At 58.5% G+C, this 7,888-nt stretch carries 8 protein-coding genes; all 8 read left to right on the top strand.

Annotated features, from left to right (window positions below):
- Positions 1-16: 16 nt before the first annotated feature.
- The 8 genes from ACZYR5_RS26975 (at position 17) to msrQ (ending at position 7,736) form a co-directional block, all read left to right on the top strand.
- The gene (locus ACZYR5_RS26975) at positions 17-766 is read left to right on the top strand and encodes a tetratricopeptide repeat protein (protein WP_489092401.1); all 750 of its coding nucleotides are present in this window, start codon (positions 17-19) and stop codon (positions 764-766) included.
- Positions 766-1,101, top strand: coding sequence for a YqcC family protein (locus tag ACZYR5_RS26980; RefSeq protein ID WP_489092402.1), 336 nt, complete (start codon positions 766-768; stop codon positions 1,099-1,101). Before ACZYR5_RS26975 ends, ACZYR5_RS26980 begins: the two co-directional genes overlap by 1 nt.
- A 482-nt stretch (positions 1,102-1,583) precedes the next feature.
- Positions 1,584-3,308 carry an acetolactate synthase 3 large subunit gene (locus ACZYR5_RS26985; protein ID WP_489092403.1) on the top strand — a complete coding sequence of 575 codons (1,725 nt, stop codon included), beginning with the start codon at positions 1,584-1,586 and terminating at the stop codon, positions 3,306-3,308.
- A 2-nt stretch (positions 3,309-3,310) separates the two neighbouring features.
- Entirely contained in the window at positions 3,311-3,802 is a 492-nt protein-coding gene (gene ilvN, locus ACZYR5_RS26990) for an acetolactate synthase small subunit (protein WP_489092404.1), read from the top strand.
- Positions 3,803-3,847: 45 nt separating this feature from the next.
- Complete coding sequence (gene ilvC / locus ACZYR5_RS26995) at positions 3,848-4,864, top strand: ketol-acid reductoisomerase (RefSeq protein WP_007909969.1); 1,017 nt, start codon at positions 3,848-3,850, stop codon at positions 4,862-4,864.
- Positions 4,865-5,175: 311 nt separating this feature from the next.
- Complete coding sequence (pssA, locus tag ACZYR5_RS27000) at positions 5,176-6,033, top strand: CDP-diacylglycerol--serine O-phosphatidyltransferase (protein ID WP_093419454.1); 858 nt, start codon at positions 5,176-5,178, stop codon at positions 6,031-6,033.
- Positions 6,034-6,096: 63 nt separating this feature from the next.
- Positions 6,097-7,116: a protein-methionine-sulfoxide reductase catalytic subunit MsrP gene (gene msrP, locus ACZYR5_RS27005; protein ID WP_489092405.1), complete on the top strand. Its 1,020-nt coding sequence runs from the start codon at positions 6,097-6,099 to the stop codon at positions 7,114-7,116.
- A complete protein-coding gene (msrQ, locus tag ACZYR5_RS27010; RefSeq protein ID WP_489092406.1) occupies positions 7,116-7,736 on the top strand; it encodes a protein-methionine-sulfoxide reductase heme-binding subunit MsrQ in 621 nt (206 codons plus the stop codon). The genes msrP and msrQ overlap by 1 nt, the downstream gene beginning before the upstream one ends.
- The last annotated feature ends 152 nt before the right edge of the window (positions 7,737-7,888 follow it).

The raw sequence follows: 7,888 nt of genomic DNA on the forward strand, positions 1-7,888 counted from the left end.
GCAAAGAGGGTTTCAAGTGAACAAGTGGTTTATTCCAGCGATGACGGTGACCGCCCTGGCGTTGCTCAGCGGCTGTTCCACTGTGCAGCAAGGTTCGATTCCGGTGGTTGACTCCGGCACTGCCGTGTCGAACAGCGAGCGGCTCTCCGCCAATGGCGGCTTCCGTAAAACCACGGTGACTCGCCCAGCACAGGCACAGACCCAGGCCATTCCCCAGGGCGACACTGGCGTGGTGGTGATGATTCCTGGCGCCGGCGCGACCACCTCGACGCCGATCAGCACCCAGCCGATCACGCCGGGGCCGATCAGTTCAGGGCCGATTACTCCGGGCCCGGTGGATAGCGGTCCGCTGACCCCAAGCACTAGTTACAGCATGCCGTCGACGCCGAGCGGCATCCCCTCGGCCAGCAGTGCCAGCGGTGGTTTGTCCGCCGATGAGCAACTGGATGGCCCGGTCCTGGCCTTGCTCACGACTGCGCAGCAGCAACAGGCCGGCGGTGACCTCAATGGTGCTTCGTCCAGCCTTGAGCGTGCCCAGCGCGTGGCCCCGCGTGAACCGCAGGTGCTCTATCGCCTGGCGCAAGTGCGCATGGCCCAGGGCGACGCGCCACAGGCCGAGCAGTTCGCCCGTCGTGGCCTGACGCTGGCCAACGGCCGTCCTGACCTGCAGGCGAGCCTCTGGGGCTTGATCGCCCAGGCTCGCGAGCAGCAAGGTGATGCTGCTGGTGCTGCCCAGGCCCGTCAGAAGGCCAAGGTCACCTTGTGATGAACGAACGTATTTCGAAGATCGCCGATCAGTTACTGCTGATCGAGCGTGAGTTGCGGGTCCAGGGCTGGTGGGACGAGGTTTCACCCAGCGCAGAGGCCTTGTCCAGTGTCGAGCCATTCTCGGTCGACACCCTGGATTTCGAGCAATGGCTGCAGTGGATCTTCCTGCCGCGCATGAAGATGATCCTTGAGCAGGGTCTGCCGCTGCCGAATGCCTCGGGTATCCAGGAGATGGCCGAAATGGTCTTCGCCAGTCGCAACCTCGGCGGCAAGGATCGCCAACTGCAGGTCCTGCTCAAGGAATTCGACCTGCTGATCAGTGCTGCGCGCTGATGCGAACACTGCCGGTGCAGGCCGGTAGTGACCGTTCGTCTCCCCCGAAAATCCCCTCTGCCCGCAACTGGCGCTGCGTTCGCATGCCAATTTCTTGCCAAAACTGCGCAATCCAACTGATCTGACCTCGCGTTTGGCGATTTTTTCTTGCGTTCTCATGTGCTTAGTTCGAATTAGGCACATTGACAGCTTGACTTGCAGAGGGCGAAACAGAAGAATCCAAAGTCCGCTGTAGAGGGACTGCCAGAAGCAGGCCCGCTCAGCAGAGCATGAGGCGCACATCCGCGCCGACCTGTTACACCCGCAACGCGTTACCTCGCGCTGGGTGGGAAAGTCCCGCAACACTTGGGACGCTCCCAATACTTGCTCAGTCAGTGCTGACGTAGTCGGCGACCACCGTCGCTCATGCTCTGCTGAGAAGTAAACCTATTAAGACCCGTCCCCAATGTGGGCGGTATTCTGGCGTTTTAGAGGTGAACAACGTGGAGCTTTTATCTGGCGGTGAGATGCTCGTCCGCTTTTTGCGTGACGAAGGCGTCAAATATATCTACGGGTACCCGGGTGGTGCTCTCCTTCATGTATACGATGCCCTGTTCAAAGAGCCGGAAGTGACTCACATCCTGGTTCGCCACGAGCAGGCTGCGACCCATATGGCTGACGGCTATGCCCGTGCTACCGGTAAAGCCGGTGTAGTACTGGTGACTTCCGGCCCTGGCGCAACCAACGCCATCACCGGTATCGCCACGGCCTACATGGACTCCATTCCGATGGTGGTCATTTCCGGCCAGGTGCCGAGCACCATGGTGGGCACCGATGCATTCCAGGAAACCGACATGATCGGTATCTCCCGGCCGATCGTGAAACACAGCTTCATGATCAAGCATGCGTCGGAAATCCCGGAAGTCATGAAGAAAGCGTTCTACCTGGCGCAATCCGGCCGTCCTGGTCCTGTCGTTGTCGATATCCCGAAAGACATGACCAACCCGGCCGAGAAATTCGAATACGTCTTCCCGAAAAAAGCCAAGCTGCGTTCCTACAGCCCGGCGGTTCGTGGGCACTCCGGGCAAATCCGCAAGGCAGCCGAAATGCTTCTGGCCGCCAAGCGTCCTGTGTTGTACGCAGGCGGCGGCGTGATTCTCGGGGGTGGCTCCGCGCCGCTGACTGAACTGGCACAAATGCTCAACCTGCCAGTGACCAATACCTTGATGGGCCTGGGCGCCTATCCGGGGACTGACCGTCAGTTCATCGGCATGCTCGGCATGCACGGTAGCTACACGGCCAACCTGACCATGCACCATGCCGACGTGATCCTCGCCGTCGGTGCGCGTTTCGATGACCGTGTGATCAACGGCCCGGCGAAGTTCTGCCCGAATGCCAAGATCATCCACATCGACATCGACCCGGCTTCGATCTCCAAGACCATCAAGGCCGACGTGCCAATCGTTGGCCCGGTGGAGAGTGTCCTGACCGAAATGGTCGCGATCCTCAAGGAAATCGGCGAAACCCCGAACAAGGAAGCCGTTGCCAGCTGGTGGAAGCAGGTGGACGAGTGGCGTGGCGATCGTGGCCTGTTCCCTTACGACAAGGGCGACGGCAGCGTCATCAAGCCGCAGACTGTGGTCGAAACGCTGTGTGAAGTGACCAAGGGCGATGCGTATGTTGCGTCCGATGTGGGTCAGCACCAGATGTTCGCGGCGCAGTACTACAAGTTCAACAAGCCGAACCGCTGGATCAACTCCGGCGGCCTGGGCACCATGGGCTTCGGTTTTCCGGCGGCCATGGGCATCAGTCTGAGCTTTCCGGATGCAGACGTTGTCTGCGTGACCGGCGAGGGCAGTATCCAGATGAACATTCAGGAACTGTCGACCTGCCTGCAGTACGGCTTGCCGGTGAAGATCGTGATCCTCAACAATGGTGTGCTGGGCATGGTTCGCCAGTGGCAGGACATGAGCTACGGCAGCCGTCATTCGCATTCGTACATGGAGTCGCTGCCTGACTTCGTCAAGCTGGCCGAGGCCTATGGTCACGTCGGCATGCGCATCACCGACTCGAAAGACTTGAAGTCGAAGATGGAAGAAGCGTTTGCCATGAAGGATCGCCTGGTGGTGCTCGATATTTCGGTCGACACCAGCGAGCACGTCTACCCGATGCAGATCAAAGACGGCTCCATGCGCGATATGTGGCTGAGCAAGACGGAGCGTACCTAATCATGCGGCACATTATTTCCTTGCTTCTGGAAAACGAACCCGGCGCTCTGTCTCGTGTGGTTGGGCTGTTTTCGCAGCGTAACTACAACATCGAAAGCCTGACCGTGGCGCCAACCGAAGACCCGACCCTGTCGCGTCTGACGCTGACCACCGTAGGCCACGATGAAGTCATCGAACAGATCACCAAGAACCTGAACAAGCTGGTCGAAGTGGTCAAGCTGGTCGACCTGTCGGAGAGTGCTCACATCGAGCGCGAACTGATGCTGGTCAAGGTCAAGGCCACCGGCGCCCAACGCGCCGAGATCAAACGCACCACCGATATTTACCGTGGACAGATTGTCGATGTCAGCGCCAGCGTTTATACCGTTCAACTGACCGGTACCAGCGACAAGCTCGACAGCTTCATCCAGTCCATCGGCACCGCCTCGATTCTGGAGACCGTCCGCAGCGGCGTCACCGGGATTGCTCGCGGCGACAAAGTACTCAGCATCTAAACCAAATTAGCGAATGGCCTGAACGGCCTGATATAGGGGAAATTCATGAAAGTTTTCTACGATAAAGACTGCGACCTGTCGATCATCCAGGGCAAGAAAGTTGCCATCATCGGCTACGGTTCCCAGGGCCACGCTCAAGCGTGCAACCTGAAAGACTCCGGCGTTGACGTGACTGTTGGCCTGCGTAAAGGCTCGGCCACCGTTGCCAAGGCAGAAGCCCATGGCCTGAAAGTGACCGACGTTGCTTCCGCCGTTGCCGCTGCCGACCTGGTCATGATCCTGACCCCGGACGAGTTCCAGTCTTCCCTGTACAAGAACGAAATCGAGCCGAACATCAAGAAAGGCGCCACCCTGGCCTTCTCCCACGGCTTCGCGATCCACTACAACCAGGTTGTGCCGCGCGCTGACCTCGACGTGATCATGATCGCGCCGAAGGCACCGGGTCACACCGTTCGTTCCGAGTTCGTCAAAGGCGGCGGTATCCCTGACCTGATCGCTATCTACCAGGACGCTTCGGGCAACGCCAAGAACGTTGCGCTGTCCTACGCTGCCGGCGTTGGTGGCGGTCGTACCGGCATCATCGAAACCACCTTCAAGGACGAGACTGAAACCGACCTGTTCGGCGAACAAGCCGTTCTGTGCGGCGGTACCGTTGAACTGGTAAAAGCCGGTTTCGAAACCCTGGTTGAAGCTGGCTACGCGCCGGAAATGGCCTACTTCGAGTGCCTGCACGAACTGAAGTTGATCGTTGACCTCATGTACGAAGGCGGTATCGCCAACATGAACTACTCGATCTCCAACAACGCCGAATACGGCGAGTACGTGACCGGCCCAGAAGTGATCAACGCAGAATCCCGCCAGGCCATGCGCAACGCTCTGAAGCGCATCCAGGACGGCGAATACGCGAAGATGTTCATCAGCGAAGGCGCTACCGGCTACCCATCGATGACCGCCAAGCGTCGCAACAACGCGGCACACGGCATCGAAGTGATCGGCGAGCAACTGCGTTCGATGATGCCGTGGATCGGCGCCAACAAGATCGTCGACAAAGCCAAAAACTAAGTCACGCTCCTGTCTGAAAAACGCGGCTTAGGTCGTAATGCTGTTCAGTTAAGAGAATGAGGGCCCTGTAGGAGCGAGCTTGCTCGCGAAAAACGTTAACGATAACGCGTACATTCTGAATGAACGTGGAGTCCTGAAGTTTTTCGCGAGCAAGCTCGCTCCTACGCAAGCCCTGACTGAACAACATTGCGGCTTAGGCCGCGTTTTTTCGTTTGGCTGGCCGGTTCTGGTATAAAGCTGCATCGTTTGCGGTGCGAACCGTTGTCGCAGACACCTGTCCAAACTTTCCACACCGTTGCAAGGTACTCTCCATGAGCGAACGTCCCGAAGAGCCAAACCAGGCTTCCGACGCCGAAAGCCTGCTGCCCATCGATGAGCACGTCGAGGAAGGGCATGATGCTGAAGGCCGAAAAGTCCGGCATCGTGGTATCTATCTTCTGCCGAATCTGTTCACCACTGCGAACCTGTTCGCAGGGTTCTACTCCATCATCAACTCAATGAGCGCGCAGAGCGCCTTGAGTGCCGGTGATGCTGCCGGCGCCAGCAAATACTTTGCTTTCGCGGCAATCGCCATCTTCGTCGCCATGGTCCTCGACGGCCTGGACGGTCGAGTGGCGCGCATGACCAATACCCAGAGCGCCTTCGGTGCCGAGTACGACTCCTTGTCGGACATGGTGGCCTTCGGTGTCGCGCCGGCCTTGTTGGCCTTTGGTTGGGCATTGGGCGACATGGGCAAGGTCGGCTGGATGGTCGCCTTCATTTATGTCGCGGGCGCAGCCTTGCGTCTGGCGCGCTTCAACACTCAGGTCGGCACCGCCGACAAGCGCTACTTCATCGGCCTCGCCAGTCCGGCGGCGGCAGGGGTGGTCGCGGGTATCGTCTGGGCGTTCAGCGACTATGGTATCCAGGGTTCGAAGATGTCCTTCCTGGTTGCGCTGATGGTGGCTGCGGCCGGCATGCTGATGGTCAGCAACATCAAGTACAACAGCTTCAAGGAACTGGACCTGAAAGGGCGCGTGCCATTCGTGGCGATCCTGGCGGTGGTGCTGGTGTTTGCCGTGGTGTTCAGCGATCCGCCGCGTATCCTGCTGCTGGTGTTCCTCGCCTACGCCGCCTCCGGCCCGGTGCAATACTTGTTACACCTTCGTCGGCACAAAAAAGCCGAGTAAGGTAATTTCCCCCATACTCCGCAGTCTATTGGTGCATCAGTCCTCCAATGCTGCGGAGTTGTCATGTTATTCAAATTCCCCCGGTCATCCGACTGCCACGAGTCGGACGTCACGCCTGAATCTTTCTATCTCTCTCGTCGTCGCGTGTTGGCGGGTGCTGCCGCTGCAGCGACAGTCAGCAGTCTGCCGTGTTGGGCGAGCGCCGAAGATGTTGCGCGTTATCAAGGTGTCGAGCCGGGCGCAGCGCCTGAGTGGCTGACGCAAAAGCTCGCGGCGACTCGCTGGGGCGCGGTCAAGGTCGAGGACGAGGACGAGGCGATCACGCCTTATACCGACGCAACTCACTACAACAACTTCTACGAGTTCGGCGCCGACAAGGGTGATCCAGCAGCCAATGCAGGGGCATTGAAAACCGAGCCCTGGAGTGTGGTGGTGGACGGGGAGGTAGGCAAGCCGGGACGCTATGCGCTGGAGGACTTCATCAAGCCCTATCAGTTGGAGGAGCGGATCTACCGTCTGCGCTGCGTAGAAGCCTGGTCAATGGTCATCCCCTGGATCGGTTTTCCGATTTCGGCGTTGCTGGCGCAGGTCGAGCCGACGTCCCGGGCGAAGTACATTCGCTTCGAGACGTTGCAGGATCCCAAGAGCATGCCGGGTCAGCGCTCGGGCTTCGCCCTGATCGACTGGCCGTATGTAGAAGGGCTTCGATTGGATGAGGCGATGAATCCGCTCGCAATTCTGGCCGTCGGGATGTACGGGCGTGAGCTGCCCAACCAGAACGGCGCGCCATTGCGCCTCGTCGTACCGTGGAAGTATGGCTTCAAGAGTGTGAAGTCCATCGTGCGCATCACTCTGGTCAGCGAGCAACCGAAAACCACCTGGCAGAGCATTGCTGCTGATGAGTACGGCTTTTATGCCAACGTTAACCCGGGCGTGGATCATCCGCGCTGGACCCAGGCGCGTGAGCGGCGACTGCCGAGTGGATTGTTCAAGCCCAATGTGCGAGAGACCTTGATGTTCAACGGTTATGAGGAGCAGGTTGCTTCTTTATATGCAGGGATGGATCTGAGGAAAAACTACTGATGCGTTTTGCGCTTTGGCGAACCTGTGTGTTCGTTGCCGCGGCGGTATGGCCGTTGCTCTGGCTTTATCAAGCCTGGAGTTTTGCTCTGGGGCCGGATCCGGGAAAGGTGTTGGTCGATCGATTGGGCTTGGGCACCTTGGTGCTGTTGTTGATCACGTTGTGTATGGCGCCGTTGCAAAAGCTCAGTGGCTGGCCTGGATGGATAGCGGTACGCCGGCAGTTGGGGTTGTGGTGTTTTACTTATGTCGTGCTGCACTTGAGCGCGTATCTGGTGTTTATCCTGGGGCTGGATTGGTCGCAATTGGGTGTGGAGCTGGTCAAGCGCCCTTACATCATTGTCGGCAGCTTCGGCTTTGTTGGATTGCTGGTATTGGCGCTGACGTCCAATCGATACAGTCAGCGACGACTGGGAGGGCGCTGGAAAAAGTTGCACAGGCTGGTATACGGAATTCTTGGGCTCGGTTTGCTGCACATGTTGTGGATTGTCCGGGCCGACCTGAAAGAGTGGGTGATCTATGCGTCTATTGGCGCGCTGCTATTAGTGCTGCGGGTGCCCGGTATTGCTCGTCGAATCCCGCGAATCCTGGCTAAAAAGGCGACTACTGCAACAAAGCTGTAATTAAGGGTTGACGCGAGTTTTTATCTGTCTATAATTCGCCCCACTTCCGGCGCAGTCGAAACGGAAAACTCCTTGGTAAACAACGAGTTACGCAGTTTTCGGCAGTCAGTGTTTCAGGTCATCGAAGCACGAAGGAAGTTGAAAGAGAGGTG

The sequence above is a fragment of the Pseudomonas sp. F007 genome (genome assembly GCF_057814275.1).